Raw genomic sequence first — 17,573 nt, forward strand, 5'->3', positions numbered from 1 at the left:
CCCGGGACCACCGGCGGGGGGGCGGGCCCCACCCTCCTGTGGGGTGCGGTTCCCATGGGCCTCTGGGGTGGCCGGGGCCCCCCCCCCCCGGGGGGGGGGGGGGGGCCCCGCGCCGCCCGCCGCTCCTGGCGTGGTCCGCGGGGGAGGGGCCCTGAGGCCCCGAGAGGGCCCGAGGGCGCGGGGGACCGCTGAACCCGGCCGTCGGGTCGCGTGACAGAGAGTGCGGGACACGTCGCCCTCTGCGACGATCACCGCATGGTCACTCGTCCCAGGGCGCTGGTCACACAGTGGACGACCGTCACGCCCGTGGTCGCGGTCGTGCTGCTGGCCGTCACCTGGGGGCGCGAACTGCCCGGCGCGGTCGTCGCGCTGCTGACGACCGTCCTCGCGCTGGCCGTACTGGCCGCCGTGCACCACGCCGAGGTGGTCGCCCACCGGGTCGGGGAGCCCTTCGGATCCCTGGTCCTCGCCGTTGCCGTCACGGTCATCGAGGTCGCGCTCATCGTGACCCTCATGGCGGACGGCGGCGACAAGAGCGCGACGCTGGCCAGGGACACGGTCTTCGCGGCCGTGATGATCACCTGCAACGGGGTGGTCGGCCTCAGTCTGCTGGTCGCCTCCCTGCGGCACGGCACCGCGGTGTTCAACCCGGAGGGCACCGGCGCCGCCCTCGCGACGGTAGCGACCCTGGCCACGCTCAGCCTGGTACTGCCGACGTTCACCACCAGCGCGCCCGGCCCGGAGTTCTCCACCGTCCAGCTGACCTTCGCCGCACTCTCCTCGCTGGTCCTCTACGGCCTGTTCATCGCGACCCTCACGGTGCGGCACCGCGACTACTTCCTCCCCATCACCCGCCAGGGCGACGTGATCACCGTCGAGGACCACGCCCACGCACCGTCCGCCCGCACCGCCCTGACCAGCCTGGGGCTGCTCGCCCTGGCCCTGATCGGCGTGGTCGGCCTGGCGAAGGGGGTGTCGCCCACCATCGAGGACGGGGTGGAGGCCGCCGGACTGCCCCACGCCGTCGTCGGCGTCATCATCGCCCTGCTGGTACTGCTCCCCGAGACCATCGCCGCCCTGCGCACCGCGCGCCGCGACCGCGTGCAGACCAGCCTGAACCTCGCGCTCGGCTCGGCGATGGCCAGCATCGGCCTGACCATCCCGGCGGTCGCCCTGGCCTCCGTATGGCTCTCCGGACCGCTGGTCCTCGGCCTCGGCTCCACTCACATGGTGCTGCTCGCCCTGACCGTGGTGGTGGCCTCGCTGACGGTCGTGCCCGGCCGTGCCACGCCTCTGCAGGGAGGCGTTCACCTGGTGCTGTTCGCGGCGTACCTGGAACTCGCCGTCAACCCGTAGACGACGGCGGAGCGTCAGTACGTGACGGTGATGCGCCGGGCCGGCCCGTCGACCCGTACGGTGCCTCCGTACGGGATGACGACCTGCGGATCGGTGTGGCCGAAGTCCACGTCGAAGACGATCGTGGCCTCGGGAGCGTAGGCCCGCATCGCCCGCAGCACCGCCTCACGCTGTTCCGCCGCGTACCGGGCGCCCTCCTCGGGGCTGTTGGGGTGCTCGAAGGCCCAGGTCTTCGGGCGGGCCATCAGCAGCGCGGAGAAGTGCCGGAGCAGACCGCGCTCGCCCATGTTGCGCAGGGTGCGGAAGACCTCCGTGGCGCTCGGCATCTCCTCCGAGGTCTCCAGGATCAGCACGCCCCCCTCGTACTCGGCCGGGTCCCGCGCTATCTCGCGGTCGGCCATCAGCAGCCCGCCGAGGATCTCCAGGCAGCCGCCCCACGTGCGCCCCTCGGTCACCCGGTCGGCGTTCACCCAGGACCAGCCCGACCCGGGCCGGGACCCTGGCTCCTCGCGGAAGGTCGCCGGGTCGGCCCAGTCGCGGTTGACGTCGTTCCAGCGCTCGGCCGGCCGCAGCTCGTACGGGCCCGAGGTGAACAGCGCCGCACGCAGGGACTCGGCGGTCTGCGGGTGCATGGCACCGGGACGCCCCAGCTCGACCATGACGCTCGTGCCGTGGTAGCCGACGATTCCGGTACTGCGCAGGTAGGCGAGGAGATTCGTGTTGTCGCTCATGCCGAAGAACGGCTTCGGGTTGGCCCGGATCAGCTCCCGGTCCAGCAGCGGCAGCACGGTGATCTGGTCGTCGCCGCCGATCGACGCGATCACGGCCTTGATCCCGGGGTCGGCGAAGGCCGCGTGGATGTCGGCGGCCCGCTCACCGGGCGTCGAGCCCATCCTGCGGGTGGCGGGATACTCGACCGGCTCCAGCTCGTACTCCTTGCGCAGCCGTTCCAGGCCCAACTCGTAGGGGAGCGGGAAGAGCCCCGGCAGCCCCGAGGCTGGGGAGATCACTGCGACACGGTCGCCCGGCGAGGGCTTGGGCGGGTACACGATCGTCGTCATGGGCGGAGGGTACGGCCGGCCGGGTTGTCGGCGCACCGTGATAAACCGGGGTCCGAGCGGCGGTCACGCAAGGGCCGCCGCACCCCGAACGGACCGGAGGAACCGTGCCCCGCACCCTGGCCAACGCCCCGATCATGATCCTCAACGGCCCCAACCTGAACCTGCTGGGTCAGCGACAGCCGGAGATCTACGGCTCCGACACGCTAGCCGACGTCGAGGCCCTCTGCGTCAAGGCGGCGGCGGCGCACGGCGGCACGGTCGACTTCCGGCAGTCCAACCACGAGGGCGAACTGGTCGACTGGATCCACGAGGCCCGGCTGAAGCACTGCGGGATCGTGATCAACCCCGCTGCCTACTCGCACACGTCCGTCGCCGTCCTGGACGCGCTCAACACCTGCGACGGGCTGCCGGTGGTGGAGGTCCACATCTCCAACATCCACCAGCGCGAGCCGTTCCGGCACCATTCCTACGTGTCGCAGCGCGCCGACGGGGTCGTCGCCGGGTGCGGTGTGCAGGGGTACGTGTTCGGTGTGGAGCGGATCGCGGCGCTGGCCGGGGTGGGGCGGGCCCAGGCCTGAGAGGCCCGGGTTCCGGGACCGCCGGCCGGGAGCGCGACGCACTGCCCACCGGTGTGGGAACGCCTCGCGCGGGCGCGCGGAGGATGACGGGCGGCACGCGCCCGCCGCACGCGCCCGGTGTTCACCAGCCGCGTTCGCGCCACTCCGGCAGGTGGGGCCGTTCCGCCCCGAGCGTGGTGTCCTTGCCGTGCCCCGGGTAGACCCACGTCTCGTCCGGGAGTACGTCGAAGACCTTCGTCTCCACGTCGTGGATCAGGCTCGCGAACGCCTTCGGATCGTCATGGGTGTTGCCCACACCGCCCGGGAACAGACAGTCCCCGGTGAACACGTGGGGGTGCCCGTGCGGGTCGTCGTACACCAGGACGATGGAACCCGGTGTGTGCCCGACCAGATGGCGCGCGGTGAGCTCCACCCGCCCCACCCGGATCGTGTCGCCGTCGTCGACAAGGACGTCGGTCGGCACGGGGATGCCCTCCGCGTCGTGCCGGCCCGCGTAGGTGCGGGCGCCGGTGGCCGCGACGACGTCGGCGAGAGCCTGCCAGTGGTCGCCGTGCCGGTGGGTGGTGACGACGGACGCGATGCCGCCGTCACCGACCGTGCCGAGCAGCGACTGCGCCTCGTTCGCGGCGTCGATCAGCAACTGCTCGTCGGTGGCCCGGCAACGCAGCAGATAGGCGTTGTTGTCCATCGGGCCGACCGCGACCTTGGTGATCATCAGGTCCTTGAGCTCGTGCACGTCGGCGGGGCCGCCGACCCGCACCTCTCCGCTGTACGTCATGACCGCCAGCCTAGCGCCGGGAGGCGGTCCGCGGACCGCCTCCCGGCTACAGCGGCGGCAGCGACGGCAGGGGGCCGCCCTCCGCGGTCAACGCGGACCCCTCGCGGCGCCCGGCGAGCCAGCCGAGCAGGTCGGCCGGGGGACCGGTGACGGTCACCTCGGGGGCGCCCGCCTCCCGGCCCGTGCTCCACGCGCGCGTGCCGTCCGTGAGCCGGGTGGGCGGCACGTCCGGGTGCCCGGCGAAGCGGGCGGCGAGGAAGTCGGTCTCCCGCTCGGTGAATTCCGCCGGAAGGTCCTCCAGCTCGTATCCGATGCCCAGGTCCACGTGGTGCAGCTCCACCTCGACCCACCGCCGGAACGGCAGCCGGGAGGCCGAGTCGGTGATTCCGTTCCGCAGTTCCACGGTGCGCGACCAGTCCGCGGGCGCGGCCGAGGCGTCCTGGAACCGGGCCGCACTCTCGCGCACGTCGGCCAGCTGGGCGTCGAGGGGGCGCGGGGCGTCCCGCTCGATGTCGGCGTCCCGGGCCTCGCCGGAGACGTACATGGGGCGTCCTTCGAGGACGTTCACGAGGGCGTCCGCGTTGCGGGCGAGGTGGGCGAGGACGTGGCCGCGGGTCCAGCCCGGCAGCCGTGACGACTCCGTCACGGACGTGTTGTCCAGTTTCCCGACCGCGGTGAGCAGCCGCTCGGTAGCGTCACGTACAGACGCCAGGTCATGCGCGTGATCAATCATGGTGCTGACCCTAGACCGCGTCACACCTTCGGGTGAAGGTGGCGGACGATGCCCGCAAATCGAATGCACGTGCTATATGGTCGGACGCGGCGTCGGGCATGCTGGGGAGTCGGGGTTTGTTGACAACCGGTGAATCCGACCGGCGTTGTCAGTGGCTCCCCCTAGTCTGAGAAAGACGGGGGCCTCGCCCCTGTCACTTCTCTCAAGAAAGGTGCGGACCGGCGTGGCCGACCGTCTCATCGTCCGTGGCGCGCGCGAGCACAACCTGAAGAACGTCTCGCTCGACCTGCCTCGTGACTCGCTCATCGTCTTCACGGGCCTGTCCGGGTCGGGCAAGTCCTCCCTGGCCTTCGACACCATCTTCGCCGAGGGCCAGCGGCGCTACGTGGAGTCGCTCTCCTCCTACGCCCGGCAGTTCCTCGGCCAGATGGACAAGCCGGACGTCGACTTCATCGAGGGCCTCTCCCCGGCGGTCTCCATCGACCAGAAGTCGACCTCCCGCAACCCGCGCTCCACGGTCGGCACCATCACCGAGGTCTACGACTACCTGCGCCTGCTCTTCGCCCGGATCGGCAAGCCGCACTGCCCGGAGTGCTCCCGGCCGATCTCGCGCCAGTCGCCGCAGGCCATCGTCGACAAGGTCCTCGAGCTGCCGGAGGGCAGCCGCTTCCAGGTGCTGTCGCCGCTGGTGCGCGAGCGCAAGGGCGAGTTCGTCGACCTCTTCGCCGACCTCCAGACCAAGGGCTACTCCCGCGCGCGGGTCGACGGCGAGACCGTCCAGCTCTCCAACCCGCCCACGCTGAAGAAGCAGGAGAAGCACACCATCGAGGTGGTCGTCGACCGCCTCACGGTCAAGGACACCGCCAAGCGCCGTCTCACCGACTCCGTGGAGACCGCCCTCGGCCTCTCCGGCGGCATGGTCGTGCTCGACTTCGTCGACCTCCCCGAGGACGACCCCGAGCGCGAGCGCATGTACTCCGAGCACCTGTACTGCCCGTACGACGACCTGTCCTTCGAGGAGCTGGAGCCCCGCTCCTTCTCGTTCAACTCCCCCTTCGGCGCCTGCCCCGACTGCTCCGGCATCGGCACGCGCATGGAGGTCGACCCCGAACTGATCGTCCCCGACGAGGACAAGTCCCTCGACGAGGGCGCCATCCACCCCTGGTCGCACGGGCACACCAAGGACTACTTCGGCCGCCTCATCGGGGCCCTCGCCGACGCGCTCGGCTTCCGCACGGACATCCCCTTCGCGGGCCTCCCGCTGCGCGCCCGCAAGGCCCTGCTGAACGGCCACAAGACCCAGGTCGAGGTCCGCTACCGCAACCGGTACGGACGCGAGCGCAGGTACACCACGGCCTTCGAGGGCGCCATCCCCTTCGTCAAGCGCCGGCACAGCGAGGCCGAGAGCGACGCCAGCCGCGAGCGCTTCGAGGGCTACATGCGCGAGGTGCCCTGCCCCACCTGTGAGGGCACGCGCCTCAAGCCGCTCGTCCTCGCGGTCACGGTCATGGGCAAGTCGATCGCCGAGGTCTCGGCGATGTCCATCAGCGACTGCGCGGACTTCCTGGGCGAGCTGAAGCTCAACGCCCGCGACAAGAAGATCGCCGAGCGCGTGCTGAAGGAGGTCAACGAGCGGCTGCGCTTCCTGGTCGACGTCGGCCTGGACTACCTCTCGCTGAACCGCGCGGCCGGCACCCTCTCCGGCGGCGAGGCCCAGCGCATCCGCCTGGCCACCCAGATCGGCTCCGGACTCGTCGGCGTGCTGTACGTCCTCGACGAGCCGTCCATCGGCCTGCACCAGCGCGACAACCACCGGCTGATCGAGACCCTCGTCCGGCTCCGCGACATGGGCAACACGCTCATCGTCGTCGAGCACGACGAGGACACCATCAAGGTCGCCGACTGGATCGTCGACATCGGCCCGGGCGCCGGTGAGCACGGCGGCAAGGTGGTGCACAGCGGCTCCTTCAAGGAACTGCTCGACAACGCCCAGTCGCAGACCGGCCTGTACCTGTCCGGCAAGAAGGCCATCCCGCTGCCCGACATCCGGCGGCCGCGCGACCCCTCCCGGCAGCTCACCGTGCACGGCGCCCGCGAGAACAACCTCCAGGACATCGACGTGTCCTTCCCGCTGGGCGTCTTCACCGCCGTCACCGGAGTCTCCGGCTCCGGCAAGTCGACCCTGGTCAACGACATCCTGTACACGCACCTGGCGCGCGAGCTGAACGGCGCACGGAGCGTGCCCGGCCGGCACACGCGTGTGGACGGCGACGACCTCGTCGACAAGGTCGTCCACGTCGACCAGTCGCCCATCGGCCGCACCCCGCGGTCGAACCCGGCGACGTACACCGGCGTCTTCGACCACATCCGCAAGCTGTTCGCCGAGACGACCGAGGCGAAGGTCCGCGGCTACATGCCCGGCCGGTTCTCCTTCAACGTCAAGGGCGGCCGCTGCGAGAACTGCTCGGGCGACGGCACGATCAAGATCGAGATGAACTTCCTCCCGGACGTCTACGTCCCGTGCGAGGTCTGCCACGGAGCCCGGTACAACCGGGAGACCCTGGAGGTCCACTACAAGGGCAAGTCCATCGCCGACGTCCTGAACATGCCGATCGAGGAGGCGACCGACTTCTTCGAGGCGGTCCCCGCCATCTCCCGGCACATGAAGACGCTGAAGGACGTCGGCCTCGGCTACGTCCGGCTCGGCCAGTCCGCGACCACCCTGTCCGGCGGTGAGGCCCAGCGCGTCAAGCTCGCCAGCGAGCTGCAGCGCCGCTCCACCGGACGCACGGTCTACGTACTGGACGAGCCGACCACCGGTCTGCACTTCGAGGACATCAGCAAGCTGCTGACGGTCCTGGCCGGCCTGGTCGACAAGGGCAACACGGTCATCGTCATCGAGCACAACCTCGACGTGATCAAGACCGCCGACTGGGTCGTCGACATGGGCCCCGAGGGCGGTGCCGGCGGTGGCCTGGTGGTCGCCGAGGGCACGCCCGAGCAGGTCGCGGCCGTTCCCACCAGCCACACCGGCAAGTTCCTGCAGGACATCCTCGGCGCCGACCGGATCAGCGACGCGGCCACGGTGAAGACCCCGCGCAGGGCGGCGAAGACGGTGGCGGCCAAGACCACCGCCAAGAAGACCGCCACCAAGGCGGTCGCCGGCACGGCCGCGAAGAAGACGGCCACGAAGACGGCCAAGAAGGCCACCAAGCCTGCCGCGAAGAAGACGACGCGGACGAGCAAGGCCTGACACGGAGCCGTGCCGGGCCCCACGGGATCATCCGTGGGGCCCGGCACGGCTGCCGTCGTCCGGCGACCTGCGGGCCGTACGGCCGGCAGCCCCCAGTTCCGAGGCGGCGCCGTCGGCGTTCAGCCGTCGGCGTTCAGAAGGTGACCTCGTGGGCGTACGGCGGTTCCGCGCCCGCCCGTGAGCAGGTGACCGCCGCGGCCCGGGCGGCGAAGCCCAGCAGCTCCGCCCATCCGTCCGCCCCCAGGCCGGCCACCGCCTCGTCACCGAGGGCGTCACGTACCGCGAGACCGTGCAGCAGCGCCGCGTTCACCGTGTCGCCCGCGCCGATCGTGTCCACCACGTCGACCGCCTCGCCCGGCACCGCGTACTCGCCCCCCGCACGGGTGTACGCCGTCAGCCCCGCACCGCCCCGGGTGACCACGACCGCCGCCGGGCCCGCCGCCAGCCACTCCCTGGGCGTGCCGCCGAGCCACTCGGCGTCCTCGGCCGACAGCTTCAGCAGCGACACGGACGGCAGCCAGCTCCGGAACCGGACCCGGTAGGCGTCCGGGTCCGGGATCAGCCCGGCCCGGATGTTGGGGTCGAGTGCCGTGAACACACCTCGCGCCGCCGTCTCGCGCAGCAGTGCCTCGTACGCGCTCGCACCCGGCTCCAGCACCAGCGAGCAGGTCCCGAAGGAGACCGCCCGGGTGCGGGGCGGCAGCGCGGCGGGCACCGAGAACAACCGGTCCGCGGTCCCGTCCACGTAGAAGGAGTACGCGGCCGAGCCGTCCGCGTCCACCGAGGCCACGGCGAGTGTCGTCGGCTCGGCCCCGCGCTGCACCGGGGAGACGTCCACGCCGGTCCCACGCAGCCGGTCGAGCAGCGCCTCGCCGAAGGCGTCGTACGACACCCGGGAGCAGAAGGCGGCGGGGGAGCCGAGGCGGCCCAGGGCGACGGCCGTGTTGTACGGGCCGCCGCCGAGTGCCGGCCGCAGCGCGGCGAGGGCACCCGTGCCCTGCGGTACCAGGTCGATCAATGCCTCACCGGCGACGACGATCACGGGAGGGTCCTTTCGAAGGCCTGTGCGGAAGCTTGCCGGGGCTGCTCGGGGCAGCCACAGGAGGTGCGGTGAACGAAGGTGCAGGGCAGCCGCACGGTCCGCTCGGGCCGGTCCGGTACGGCGAGGCGTTCCAGCAGCAGCCGGACGGCCTGGTCACCGAGTTCCCTGCTGGGCTGCGCGACGGCGGTGAGCCCGGGGGAGAAGAGGTCCGCCCAGGCGAAGTCGTCGAAGCAGCACAGCGCGAGGTCACCGGGCACGGACAGGTTCCGGTCCCGCAGGGCGCGCAGCGCACCGATGGTCATCGCGTTGTTGGCGGTGACCAGCGCGGTGGGCGGCGCCGCCAGGGACAGCAGGGCCGCCGTGGCCCGTTCGCCACCGCCCGCCTCGGAGTCGCCGTGGACCAGGAGCCGTTCGTCGTAGGGCAGCCCGGCGGCGGCGAGGCCGTGCCGGTACCCGGTGATCCGCTCACGCGTCGTGCTGAGCCCCGGCCGACCCGCGACCAGACCGATCCGGCGGTGGCCGAGCCCGGCGAGATGGGTGACCAGCCAGATCGTCGGCTCGGTGCCCTCGGCGCACACCTGGTCGAAGCGCGGGCCCTCGTCGCCCTTCGGCGGGTCGACGACCCGGTCGAGGAAGACGGCCGGCACCCGGTGGCGTCCCAGATAGGCGACGAGGTCGCGCGGGTCCGCCGAGGGCGCGACGATCATGCCGTCCACGCGCCGCTCGTGCAGCAGCCGGACGACCTTGCGCTCGTGCCCGGGATCGTCGTGCGGGTCGGCGATGAGCAGGCCGTAGCCGTGCTCCAGGGCGGCGGCCTCGACGCCCTGGAGGATCTCCGTGAAGTACGGGTTGCTGATCGCCGACACCGCGAGCCCGATGGAGCGGGTGCGGGAGGTCACCAGGGAGCGGGCGAGGGTGTTCGGGGTGTAGCCGAGCTCCTCGACGGCGTCCAGTACCGCCTGGCGGGTGCGCGGCAGAACCGGACGGGTGTCGTTGAGCACGTGCGAGACGGTCGCCACGGAGACGCCGGCGCTCCGGGCGACATCGGCCATGGTCGCCATCGGCGTGCCCCCTTTCCGCATACTGCCGCGCACGGCTCCGCGCGCACTGGCCGGGACGGTATCTCATCCGGACGCGGGCGTAAACGCTTGCGCAAGCGCTTACGTCCCTGCTTCGCGTCCTCGTCCCCCGGCTGTCCGGCCCGCGACCCACTCGGCCGGACGCCCGTGGCCGCCGGATATCGTCGCCCTGCACATCCCCCTGACCCGTGGAGAGTCCCATGCCCGGCCGTCCTGTTCCGAGCCGCCGTACCGTCCTGCGCTCGGCGGCACTCACGCCCGTCGTCGGACTCGGCCTGGCCGCCTGCTCGCCGGGCGACGACGGTGCCGCGCCCGCCAGGCCGACCGGGCCCGTCGACCTCGGGGCGGACGGCGAGGTCGCCAAAGGTGCGGCCAAGCTCTACCGGGACCAGAACGTGGTGGTCAGCCGGGCCGAGGACGGCTCCCTGAAGGCGTTCAGCACGGTGTGCACACACGCGCGCTGCCCCATCAACAAGCTGGAGGGGGCGAAGCTGGTGTGTCCCTGCCACGGCAGCGAGTTCGACGCCCGGACCGGCGAGGTGCTGCACGCCCCGGCGAGCGTGCCGCTCGTGGAACTGGCGGTCGAGGTGAAGCAGGGCCGGATCGTCGCGAGCCCCGACATCTGATCCGCCCCGGACGCCGGGAGCCCGCCCCGCGGCCACCGGCGGACTCGCCGCGGCCGCCGGCGGCCCTTCTCCTGCCCTCGGTGACCCCACCGCCCGCAGCCCCCGGGCGGTCCGCCTACGGCCCCGGGCGGTCCGCCTACCGCCCGGCGACTTCCTGCTCCCCCGGACGACCCGCCCGCCGCCCCCGAGCGATCGGTCCGCGACGCCTGGCGTTCAGCCGGCGGCGCCCGTCAGACGCACGGACCCGCTCACTCCCAGTCCCACTCGATCCCCAGCATCCCCGACCGCACCCGCGGCTCGACGAGGTGCACCGAGTGGTGCCGCCCGCTGAGGGCCAGCTCCCGCCGGCCGCCGCGCGGTGCCGCCGGTGAGTGCTGCGTGAACCGGTGGCAGCGCACCGGCAGGGCCGCGGCGTCGAACCGCACCTGGAGCGCGTACTGCCCGCCCGGCGTGCCGAACCCGCGGACGTACTCGCGCGACACCCCCGCCGTGCCGTCCTCGACGCCGTAGCGGAAGAGGTGGGTGTCCCCGGCCCGCAGACGCGTGTCGAAGAGCAGCTCGGTCACGAGCACACCGGAGTCGTGGTGGACGCGGACGCGCCCCGTGCTGCAGTTCTCCAGCGCGTGGACGGTCATCCGCGCGGGAGCGCATCCCGGGTCGCCGTGGTGGACGGCGACGAAGCGGTCGACACCGTCGCGGTGGGCGCGGACGATGTGCTGCGACTCGCGGCCCGCGAGCTCGCGGCGTGGTCCGATCCGGATCCGTTCGTGGTGCCCCAGGATGTGCACCCCGCCGTCCGGCGACGGATGGCCCAGCTCGGCCAGCAGCCGGTCCAGGACGCCGCAGGCCTCCGCGTAGGCGCGGTAGGAGCGGGACGCGGTCCGGCGGCGGTCCGGGCCGTCCTCGTCGGCCTCGGCGAGCAGGCGTATCAGCGACTCCTCGGGCAGCTGGAGTATCTCCTCCAGCGCCCGCACGGCCCGCAGCGACTCCGGGCGCTGGGGGCGCCGGGCTCCCTGCTGCCAGTAGCTCAGACTCGTGACGCCCACCTTCACCCCGCGCCGCGACAGATGGTGCTGCACACGCTGCAGCGGCAGTCCGCGAGCGGCGATCGCGGCGCGCAGGGCCACGTGGAAGGGGCCACCGAGCAGGGCGGAGTCGAGTTCCTCCGCGGCGACGTCCAGGCGTTGGGTGGCGTGCGGCATGCAGGGGCCTTCCTGTGAAGTTCAAGACGGCTGGTCAGACCGTTCGAAGCGGATCACCCGGGGCTCCCGGTCGCGGCGCAGAGGTCTGCGCATCCGTACGCCGCGTTCCAAGGCCTCCGAGCCCCCCGCATTGAAGCGTGTTGACCAAGCCCCGACAACACCTGAAGCCCGGCCGTGACGCGTTCCTGGCCGAGAACGCACCGGCTCGCCGTCTCGCGGGCACCCGGTGGGGCCGTCCTGCCCCGGGCCTTTCCCCGGGGCTTCGCGGCGGATCGGCCACGCGACCCCGCGGCGGATCGGCCACGCGATCCCGCGGTGGGTTGTCCACAGGGCCACCGGCCCGTCGTCCACAGCCCGCCGCGGTGTCGGTCCCCGCCAGTAGGGTGTGAGTCATGGCCGACCCCTCCAGCTACCGCCCCAGGCCGGGTGAGATCCCGGACTCCCCGGGGGTGTACAGGTTCCGTGACGAGCACCGCCGGGTGATCTACGTCGGAAAGGCGAAGAGCCTGCGCCAGCGCCTGGCGAACTACTTCCAGGACCTGGCGAACCTGCACCCCCGCACCCGCACGATGGTCACCACGGCCGCGTCCGTGGAGTGGACGGTGGTGTCCACGGAGGTCGAGGCGCTGCAGCTGGAGTACTCCTGGATCAAGGAGTACGACCCCCGGTTCAACGTCAAGTACCGCGACGACAAGAGCTACCCGTACCTCGCGGTGACGATGAACGAGGAGTTCCCGCGCGTGCAGGTGATGCGCGGGCAGAAGAAGAAGGGCGTGCGCTACTTCGGGCCGTACGGGCACGCCTGGGCGATCCGCGACACGGTCGACCTCCTGCTGCGCGTCTTCCCGGTGCGCACCTGCTCCGCCGGCGTCTTCAAGAACGCCGCACGTACCGGCCGGCCCTGTCTGCTCGGCTACATCGGCAAGTGCTCGGCGCCCTGCGTCGGCCGCATCTCGCCCGACGACCACTGGGACCTGGCCGACGAGTTCTGCGACTTCATGGCCGGCCGCACCGGCACCTACCTGCGCCGTCTGGAGCGGCAGATGGCCGACGCGGCCGAGGACATGGAGTACGAGCGGGCGGCGCGCCTGCGCGACGACATCGGGGCCCTGAAGAAGGCCATGGAGAAGAGCGCGGTCGTCCTCGCCGACGCGACCGACGCCGACCTGTTCGCGGTCGCCGAGGACGAGCTGGAGGCGGCCGTCCAGATCTTCCACGTGCGCGGCGGACGGGTGCGCGGCCAGCGGGGCTGGGTCACGGACAAGGTGGAGGAGATCACCACCGGCGCCCTCGTCGAGCATGCCCTCCAGCAGCTGTACGGCGAGGAGAGCGGGGACGCCGTCCCGCGGGAGGTCCTGGTCCCCGCCCTGCCCGAGCCGGTGGAGCCGGTCCAGCAGTGGCTGACGGAGCGCCGCGGGTCGGGCGTGTCGCTGCGCATCCCGCAGCGCGGCGACAAGAAGGCGCTGATGGAGACCGTCCAGCGCAACGCCCAGCAGGCGCTCGTCCTGCACAAGACCAAGCGGGCCTCCGACCTGACGACGCGTTCGCGCGCGCTGGAGGAGATCGCCGACGCCCTCGGCCTGGACAGCGCTCCGCTGCGGATCGAGTGCTACGACGTCTCGCACCTCCAGGGTGACGACGTAGTGGCCTCCATGGTCGTCTTCGAGGACGGACTGGCCCGGAAGAGCGAATACCGCCGGTTCCAGATCAAGGGTTTCAGGGGACAGGACGACGTCCGTTCCATGCACGAGGTCATCACCCGCCGCTTCCGCCGCTACCTCGCCGAGAAGGAGAGGACCGGCGAGTGGGCGGACGGGGAGGAGCTGGACGCCGGCGAGCAGCCCACGACCGGCCGGGCCACGGTGACCGGCCAGGCTGCCCCGGACGGGTTGGCCGCGCCGGGAGGCCGAGCCGCCCCGGACGGCCTGACCGCGACGGGGGACCGGGCCGCGGCGACCGGCCAGGCCGCCCCGGGCGACTGGACCCCCGCGGACGAGCCGACCACCTCGGACGGCCGAGCCTCCGCGAACGACCCGGCCCTCGCGGACGGCCCACCCCTGAAGGACGACGAGGGCCGCCCCAAGCGCTTCGCCTACCCGCCTCAGCTCGTCGTCGTCGACGGCGGGCAGCCGCAGGTCGCGGCGGCCCAGCGGGCCCTGGACGAGCTGGGTATCGACGACATCGCCGTGTGCGGCCTCGCCAAGCGCCTGGAGGAGGTCTGGCTGCCCGGTGAGGACGACCCGGTCGTCCTGCCCCGCACCAGCGAGGGCCTGTACCTGCTGCAGCGGGTCCGTGACGAGGCCCACCGCTTCGCGATCACCTACCAGCGCGCCAAGCGCGCCAAGCGCTTCCGCTCCGGTCCGCTGGACGAGGTGCCCGGTCTGGGGGAGACCCGCAAGCAGGCGCTGATCAAGCACTTCGGTTCGGTGAGGAAGCTGCGGTCCGCGACGATCGACCAGATCTGCGAGGTGCCGGGCATAGGCCGCAAGACGGCCGAGACCGTCGCCGTGGCCCTCGCCCGGGCCACCCCGGCCGCGCCCGCCGTGAACACGGCGACCGGGGAGATCATGGATGACGAGGACGGGGCACCCGGGACGACGACGGATGCCACGGGGGAGCCCGTGTCCGCGGGCGCCCCGGACGAACAACGGGGGCAGGAGAGATGAGCGAGTACGAGACACAGCCCACAGCGGGCCGAGAACAGGCGCACGGCGCGACCGGCGCGGACGCGGACCGGACGGCCGGCGCGGGACCGGGCCAGGACAACGGAGCACAGGTGAGTACGGGCAAGGAAGCAGCCGGGGCGCACGAGGCGGCCATCCCCGAGCTGGTGATCATCTCCGGCATGTCCGGGGCAGGCCGTTCGACGGCCGCCAAGTGTCTGGAGGACCTGGGCTGGTTCGTCGTCGACAACCTCCCGCCCGCGCTGATCCCCACCATGGTGGAGCTCGGCGCCCGCTCGCAGGGCAACGTGGCGCGGATCGCGGTCGTCGTCGACGTCCGCGGCCGGCGCTTCTTCGACAACCTGCGCGAATCCCTCGCGGACCTCGACGCCCGCGGCGTCACCCGGCGGATCGTCTTCCTGGAGTCCTCCGACGACGCACTGGTACGGCGCTTCGAGTCGGTGCGCCGCCCGCACCCCCTCCAGGGCGACGGCCGCATCGTCGACGGCATAGCGGCCGAGCGGGAACTGCTGCGCGAGCTGCGCGGCGACGCCGACCTGGTGATCGACACCTCCAGCCTCAACGTGCACGAACTGCGCGCCAAGATGGACGCCCAGTTCGCCGGCGAGGAGGAGCCCGAGCTCCGGGCCACCGTCATGTCCTTCGGCTTCAAGTACGGCCTCCCGGTCGACGCCGACCTGGTCGTGGACATGCGCTTCCTGCCCAACCCGCACTGGGTGCCGGAGCTGCGCCCGTTCACCGGGCTGAACGAGGAGGTGTCCTCGTACGTGCTCAACCAGCCCGGGGCCAAGGAGTTCCTCGACCGCTACACCGAGCTGCTCCAGATGATCGCCGCGGGCTACCGTCGCGAGGGCAAGCGCTATGTGACCGTCGCCGTCGGCTGCACCGGTGGCAAGCACCGGTCCGTGGCCATGTCGGAGAGGCTCGCCGCCCGGCTCGTCGCCGAGGGTGTGGAGACGGTGGTCGTCCACCGGGACATGGGACGGGAATGACAGGACGTACTCCGCGGCTGAGCAGGCTGCGCCGGGTGGTGCCCGAAGCGCGCGGCGGCAGACCCGCCGAAGCCCGCGCCGCCCGGCCCGAACAGGCGCGCGGCGGCAGGCCGCGCCGCCGGGGCGCCCAGCCCAAGGTCGTCGCCCTCGGCGGCGGCATGGGCCTGTCCGCCTCGCTCGCCGCGCTGCGCCGGATCACCGGCGACCTCACCGCCGTCGTCACCGTGGCCGACGACGGCGGCTCCAGCGGGCGCCTGCGCGACGAGCTGGGGGTCCTGCCGCCCGGCGACCTGCGCAAGGCGCTGGCCGCGCTGTGCGGCGACGACGACTGGGGCCAGACCTGGGCCCGCGTCATCCAGCACCGCTTCCAGTCCCAGGGCGACCTGCACGAACACGCGGTCGGCAATCTGCTGATCGTCGCCCTGTGGGAGCAGCTGGGCGACCACGTCCAGGCGCTGGACCTGGTCGGCAAGCTGCTCGGCGCGCACGGGCGGGTGCTGCCCATGTCCGCCGTGCCGCTGGAGCTCCAGGCCCTGGTCCGGGGCCACGACCCGGCCCGCCCCGACGAGGTGGACACCGTACGCGGGCAGGCGACCGTGGCCCTCACGCCCGGCGAGGTACAGTCCGTGCACCTGGTGCCGAACGACCCGCCCGCCGTCCCCGAGGCGGTCGAGGCCGTGCTGGACGCGGACTGGGTGGTGCTCGGCCCCGGCTCCTGGTTCTCCTCGGTCATCCCGCACCTGCTCGTGCCCGATCTGCTGGACGCGCTCGTCGAGACGAAGGCCCGCCGGGTGCTGTCCCTGAACCTCGCCCCGCAACCCGGAGAAACCGAGGGCTTCTCCCCGCAGCGTCATTTGGAGGTTTTGGGACGACACGCCCCTAAACTCGCCCTGGACGTGGTGCTGGCCGACGAGGCCGCCGTGCCCGACCGTGACTCGCTCGCCGACGCCGCGAAACGGTTCGGCGCCGCGGTCGAACTGGCTCCGGTCGCCCGGACCGACGGGACCCCGAGGCACGACCCGGAGCTGTTGGCCGCCGCGTACGACCGTATTTTTCGGATGCATGGAAGGATCGGCCCATGGCGATGACGGCAGCGGTGAAGGACGAAGTTTCCCGGCTCCCCGTCACCCGTACCTGCTGCAGAAAGGCGGAGGTCTCCGCCCTTCTGCGGTTCGCCGGGGGCCTCCACCTGGTGAGCGGGCGCATCGTGATCGAGGCCGAACTGGACACCGCGAGGGCGGCCCGGCGGCTCAAGCAGGACATCCTGGAGATCTTCGGGCACAGTTCCGAGCTGATCGTGATGGCGCCGGGCGGACTGCGCCGAGGCTCGCGGTTCGTGGTCCGCGTGGTCGCGGGCGGTGACCAGCTGGCCCGTCAGACCGGCCTGGTGGACGGCCGGGGCCGCCCGATCCGGGGCCTGCCGCCGCAGGTGGTCTCGGGGGCCACCTGCGACGCCGAGGCCGCCTGGCGCGGAGCCTTCCTGGCGCACGGCTCGCTCACCGAGCCCGGTCGGTCCTCCTCCCTGGAGGTGACCTGCCCGGGCCCCGAGGCCGCGCTCGCTCTGGTCGGCGCGGCCCGCAGGCTGTCCATCCCCGCCAAGGCGCGCGAGGTGCGTGGTGTGGACCGGGTCGTCGTCCGCGACGGTGACGCGATCGGCGCCCTGCTCACCCGGCTCGGCGCCCACGACTCGGTGCTGGCCTGGGAGGAGCGGCGGCTGCGGCGCGAGGTCCGCGCCACCGCCAACCGCCTCGCCAACTTCGACGACGCCAACCTGCGCCGTTCGGCCCGCGCGGCCGTCGCCGCCGGTGCCCGGGTCCAGCGCGCCCTGGAGATCCTCGCCGACGACGTGCCCGAGCACCTGGCCGCCGCGGGCCGGCTCCGCATGGAGCACAAGCAGGCCTCGCTGGAGGAGCTGGGCGCCCTCGCCGACCCGCCGCTGACCAAGGACGCCGTCGCCGGCCGCATCCGCCGCCTGCTGGCCATGGCCGACAAGCGGGCCTCGGACCTCGGCATCCCCGGCACGGACGCCAATCTCAGCGAGGAGCTGACGGACAACCTCGTCGGCTGACCGAACACGCTCCGGCCCGTCGCACACGGGCCGTCAGGAAGCCGGTCCGGGCACCCACCCGGGTGACCGGCACCGGCCTCCGCGTGTCCTTGCGGCGCTCTTGACTCGATCATGAGCTGTC

At 72.4% G+C, this 17,573-nt stretch carries 14 protein-coding genes; 8 read left to right on the top strand and 6 right to left on the bottom strand.

Annotated elements, in window-relative coordinates:
* Positions 1-255: 255 nt before the first annotated feature.
* Positions 256-1,356 carry a calcium:proton antiporter gene (locus tag ACP4IX_RS14430; protein WP_426555698.1) on the top strand — a complete coding sequence of 367 codons (1,101 nt, stop codon included), beginning with the start codon at positions 256-258 and terminating at the stop codon, positions 1,354-1,356.
* Positions 1,357-1,370: 14 nt separating this feature from the next.
* On the opposite strand, the gene ACP4IX_RS14435 is transcribed toward ACP4IX_RS14430, so the two are convergent.
* Complete coding sequence (locus ACP4IX_RS14435) at positions 1,371-2,417, bottom strand: S66 family peptidase (protein ID WP_426525009.1); 1,047 nt, start codon at positions 2,415-2,417, stop codon at positions 1,371-1,373.
* 104 nt (positions 2,418-2,521) lie between these two features.
* Between ACP4IX_RS14435 and aroQ the strand changes: the two genes are divergently transcribed.
* On the top strand, positions 2,522-2,995 hold the full coding sequence (gene aroQ, locus ACP4IX_RS14440; RefSeq protein ID WP_426525007.1) for a type II 3-dehydroquinate dehydratase: 474 nt from the start codon (positions 2,522-2,524) through the stop codon (positions 2,993-2,995).
* A 121-nt stretch (positions 2,996-3,116) separates the two neighbouring features.
* Here aroQ and ACP4IX_RS14445 read toward each other — a convergent pair whose 3' ends face one another.
* Together ACP4IX_RS14445 and ACP4IX_RS14450 are read right to left on the bottom strand one after the other, a co-directional pair.
* Positions 3,117-3,773 (bottom strand): MBL fold metallo-hydrolase, encoded by a 657-nt coding sequence (locus ACP4IX_RS14445; protein WP_426525005.1) that lies wholly within the window; start codon positions 3,771-3,773, stop codon positions 3,117-3,119.
* Between the two features lie 46 nt (positions 3,774-3,819).
* Positions 3,820-4,506: a maleylpyruvate isomerase family mycothiol-dependent enzyme gene (locus ACP4IX_RS14450; RefSeq protein ID WP_426555699.1), complete on the bottom strand. Its 687-nt coding sequence runs from the start codon at positions 4,504-4,506 to the stop codon at positions 3,820-3,822.
* Positions 4,507-4,729: 223 nt separating this feature from the next.
* On the opposite strand from ACP4IX_RS14450, the gene uvrA reads away from it, so the two are divergent.
* Entirely contained in the window at positions 4,730-7,759 is a 3,030-nt protein-coding gene (gene uvrA, locus ACP4IX_RS14455) for an excinuclease ABC subunit UvrA (protein WP_426555700.1), read from the top strand.
* A 133-nt stretch (positions 7,760-7,892) separates the two neighbouring features.
* Here the strand turns inward: uvrA and ACP4IX_RS14460 are convergent, their stop codons facing one another.
* Positions 7,893-8,801: a carbohydrate kinase family protein gene (locus ACP4IX_RS14460; RefSeq protein WP_426555702.1), complete on the bottom strand. Its 909-nt coding sequence runs from the start codon at positions 8,799-8,801 to the stop codon at positions 7,893-7,895.
* Entirely contained in the window at positions 8,798-9,862 is a 1,065-nt protein-coding gene (locus tag ACP4IX_RS14465) for a LacI family DNA-binding transcriptional regulator (RefSeq protein WP_426555704.1), read from the bottom strand. The genes ACP4IX_RS14460 and ACP4IX_RS14465 overlap by 4 nt, the downstream gene beginning before the upstream one ends.
* Positions 9,863-10,080: 218 nt before the next feature.
* Between ACP4IX_RS14465 and ACP4IX_RS14470 the strand changes: the two genes are divergently transcribed.
* Entirely contained in the window at positions 10,081-10,506 is a 426-nt protein-coding gene (locus tag ACP4IX_RS14470; protein ID WP_426524995.1) for a Rieske (2Fe-2S) protein, read from the top strand.
* 248 nt (positions 10,507-10,754) lie between these two features.
* Here the strand turns inward: ACP4IX_RS14470 and ACP4IX_RS14475 are convergent, their stop codons facing one another.
* Positions 10,755-11,708 carry a hypothetical protein gene (locus ACP4IX_RS14475; RefSeq protein WP_426524993.1) on the bottom strand — a complete coding sequence of 318 codons (954 nt, stop codon included), beginning with the start codon at positions 11,706-11,708 and terminating at the stop codon, positions 10,755-10,757.
* A gap of 392 nt (positions 11,709-12,100) precedes the next feature.
* On the opposite strand from ACP4IX_RS14475, the gene uvrC reads away from it, so the two are divergent.
* The 4 genes from uvrC to whiA are packed head-to-tail and all read left to right on the top strand — an operon-like array spanning position 12,101 to position 17,452.
* On the top strand, positions 12,101-14,374 hold the full coding sequence (gene uvrC, locus ACP4IX_RS14480; RefSeq protein ID WP_426524991.1) for an excinuclease ABC subunit UvrC: 2,274 nt from the start codon (positions 12,101-12,103) through the stop codon (positions 14,372-14,374).
* The gene (rapZ, locus tag ACP4IX_RS14485; RefSeq protein ID WP_426524989.1) at positions 14,371-15,384 is read left to right on the top strand and encodes an RNase adapter RapZ; all 1,014 of its coding nucleotides are present in this window, start codon (positions 14,371-14,373) and stop codon (positions 15,382-15,384) included. Before uvrC ends, rapZ begins: the two co-directional genes overlap by 4 nt.
* Positions 15,381-16,472, top strand: a complete 1,092-nt coding sequence (locus ACP4IX_RS14490) for a gluconeogenesis factor YvcK family protein (RefSeq protein ID WP_426524987.1) — start codon at positions 15,381-15,383, stop codon at positions 16,470-16,472. Before rapZ ends, ACP4IX_RS14490 begins: the two co-directional genes overlap by 4 nt.
* Positions 16,463-17,452 (top strand): DNA-binding protein WhiA, encoded by a 990-nt coding sequence (gene whiA, locus ACP4IX_RS14495; RefSeq protein ID WP_426524985.1) that lies wholly within the window; start codon positions 16,463-16,465, stop codon positions 17,450-17,452. The genes ACP4IX_RS14490 and whiA overlap by 10 nt, the downstream gene beginning before the upstream one ends.
* Positions 17,453-17,573 lie beyond the last annotated feature (121 nt).

This window comes from Streptomyces sp. WG5 (genome assembly GCF_049974565.1).
Classification (GTDB): Bacteria; Actinomycetota; Actinomycetes; order Streptomycetales; family Streptomycetaceae; genus Streptomyces.